This window comes from Pedobacter sp. R-06, from assembly GCF_049913135.1.
Taxonomy (GTDB): Bacteria; Bacteroidota; Bacteroidia; order Sphingobacteriales; family Sphingobacteriaceae; genus Pedobacter.
This window is the reverse complement of sequence record NZ_CP183977.1, coordinates 1,818,290-1,820,756: the sequence shown is the minus strand read 5'-3', so window position 1 is coordinate 1,820,756 and position 2,467 is coordinate 1,818,290. Positions and strand designations below refer to the sequence as shown.

Genomic DNA, 2,467 nt, shown 5'->3' with positions numbered 1-2,467 from the left:
ACGCTGGGATGATATGTACTTGTATCATTAGAAATGATACCGTTTCTATAAAGCTGTTTTTATTTCAAGAAGTATATATACGTAGTCTTAAAACTTGCGGTTTTAAAGATTGAAAAATTTATAATCAATTAATTAAACAGCTCATTCTGTTCATTGATGTATACAAAGATATATTATTAAGTAGTAGTATTTTTACAAAAAACACAAAATACGTACAATTAATTATACACACAAATATCAATTAGATATTTGTTTTAAAAAAGAGCTGCTTAAAGTATAAATTTGCATGTTTTACAAACATCTATCAGCACAGATATATTGATCCAGATCAACTAAATAAACACAACTTTTAGCTATATCAACTTAATACTGTTACCAGAGTAACTCTCGCATTAGTTATTCATTTTCAAAATCCAAATCATTTTAACACAGAATTTCAGCGCTAGCAAAAGAATTAAATAAAACTTTGCCTGTTTTAAAATGTTGAAATAGTAAACAACATTTATCTTATGAAAACTAAAGACAATAAAAACACAACCGAAAAAGGGAATAAAAGTAAAGGAAGCTCAAAGGGAAAGGCCTCCTTCGATCAAAACGGAAAGGGTTCTTCAGATAAATTCGGTCAGGCTGGCTCCACACCTAACGAGTCAGGAGCGAGTGGGCTTGGTACTGTAGATAAACAAAAAGACTTAGAAAAAAGATAAAAAGAGTAAAATACTCTTTTTATCTTTCATAGATACTCATCTTTTCAGCGAGTTCTATAATGCTTTTTATTTTCAGCTTTTGAAAAAGTCTCAACTTATAAGTACTTACTGTACCCATTTGAAGATTTAGCTGATTAGAAATCTCTAATACCCCAATCCCCTTTGTTAGTAATTCTGCAACTTCTAATTCTCTACCAGAAAGTTTGGTAAAAGGATTATCGGCATCATTACCTAATATACTGTTGAACATGTTTTCCTTAACATTTCTGCTCGAATAGCGACTGCCTGCTAAAATCGTAGTAATTGCGGTTACAATTTCTGATTCTTCGGCATTTTTGGTTAAGTAACCTGATGCACCCGATTTTAAATATGGAACAGCATAGATATTCTCATTCAAAGATGAAAATACCAAGATTTTTGCATTAGGCTGAACCAATTTAATCTGATCGATTACCTTAAGGTTATTACCTCCTGGCAAGTTCACATCAATAATGATTAAACTTGGCGATTTTTCTGTTTCAACAAGCGCCTGCTCCAGGGTAGATGCATGAATGATTTCAACACCAGGCCAAAAGTCTGATATTAAACCTTTTAATCCACGGCGGATGATCTCATGATCATCAGCGATGAGCACAGTAAAAGTACTTACGGCATTTTTTGTTTTCATTATTTTAAGAATATTGTGCAAGTTAATAAAAAGTTATTTTTTTGTACGCAATTGTAGTTAATTTTTCGTTTAAATGTGTAAATATTATAATACACATGTTTACAGTTTTGTTTAAAACACCCTTGGGGTTGCTAATCTGATGTTTGGTTTAATGAACGAATAGGACAAGGAAATCTCATGTGTACCGCCGCTATAACCCTGTAGCGGACCGATTGAAAAATCGTAACCATAGCCGATCCTGAGTTTCTCGGATGGAAAAATCTGTATCGCTGCTACGGCAGAGTTCCTGGGGGTAAGATCACGCTGCAAATAGCTTTTATCATACAGCTTTACACCTGTACGGTACGAACCGCCAACCCAGATAAAATCTTTGATCATCAAAAACGCATTCAAATCCAAACTCGTGGGACCTCCACGGTCGTCTTTTAAAAGAAAAGAAGGTTTAACCTGAAAATCTTCTGAAAGCGGAAACAAGGCACCAGCGGTAAGATAGTAATGCGGTTTGGGCTGTGGGATAAAGGCATAACGGTCGATATCGATGTAAGTGGCAATCAGGTTATCGGCCGAGAAACCTGCATAAAACTTATCGTTGGAAAAATAAACCCCTGCCCTTGCATCGGGCACAATGGTACTCTGCATACCAACTGGCTGGTTAGGCTCAGGGTTGTTCGGGTTGAGCAGCGAACCATCTATACCCAACTGCACCATTCCAAGGCCAAGGCCAAGTGCCAATCTCGAACTGCCATCATCGTTCATCCTGATGCGGTAAGCATAGTTACCGTAAATACTCAGGTTGGTCTGTGCACCAAGTTTATCGCTCGCCACCTGAAGGGCCAAACCTACGTTGCCGCTGTTTGCAATGGCATCTACCGCCAGCGACATGCTTCTTGGTGCCCCGGTAATACCCGTCCACTGGCTCCGGTAAAAGCTATGTACATTCAGTACCTCTTTATAGCCGGCGTAAGCGGGATTGATGTAGATTCCGTTGAACATGTACTGGCTATACTGGGCATCCTGCTGTGCAGACACCTGCTGCGAAAGCAACAAAAACGAACCTGCAATTAATATTATTAGTTTCTTCATTACCTTCCTCCCT

The 2,467-nt window shown here is 37.5% G+C and carries 3 protein-coding genes; 1 reads left to right on the top strand and 2 read right to left on the bottom strand.

Going from position 1 to position 2,467, the window contains the following annotated elements; all coding sequences use genetic code 11:
- Positions 1-509: 509 nt before the first annotated feature.
- Complete coding sequence (locus tag ACN9MR_RS07445; RefSeq protein ID WP_426328981.1) at positions 510-704, top strand: hypothetical protein; 195 nt, start codon at positions 510-512, stop codon at positions 702-704.
- Between the two features lie 19 nt (positions 705-723).
- On the opposite strand, the gene ACN9MR_RS07440 is transcribed toward ACN9MR_RS07445, so the two are convergent.
- Entirely contained in the window at positions 724-1,371 is a 648-nt protein-coding gene (locus tag ACN9MR_RS07440) for a response regulator (RefSeq protein WP_057934807.1), read from the bottom strand.
- Between the two features lie 111 nt (positions 1,372-1,482).
- Positions 1,483-2,454 carry a PorP/SprF family type IX secretion system membrane protein gene (locus ACN9MR_RS07435; protein WP_426328980.1) on the bottom strand — a complete coding sequence of 324 codons (972 nt, stop codon included), beginning with the start codon at positions 2,452-2,454 and terminating at the stop codon, positions 1,483-1,485.
- Positions 2,455-2,467: the final 13 nt, after the last annotated feature.

Excerpts from the sequence above, each read along its gene's own strand:
- ACN9MR_RS07445 (WP_426328981.1), top strand. The coding sequence starts at position 510 with ATGAAAACTAAAGACAATAAAAACACAACCGAAAAAGGGAATAAAAGT.
- ACN9MR_RS07435 (WP_426328980.1), bottom strand. The coding sequence starts at position 2,454 with ATGAAGAAACTAATAATATTAATTGCAGGTTCGTTTTTGTTGCTTTCG.
- ACN9MR_RS07440 (WP_057934807.1), bottom strand. The coding sequence starts at position 1,371 with ATGAAAACAAAAAATGCCGTAAGTACTTTTACTGTGCTCATCGCTGAT.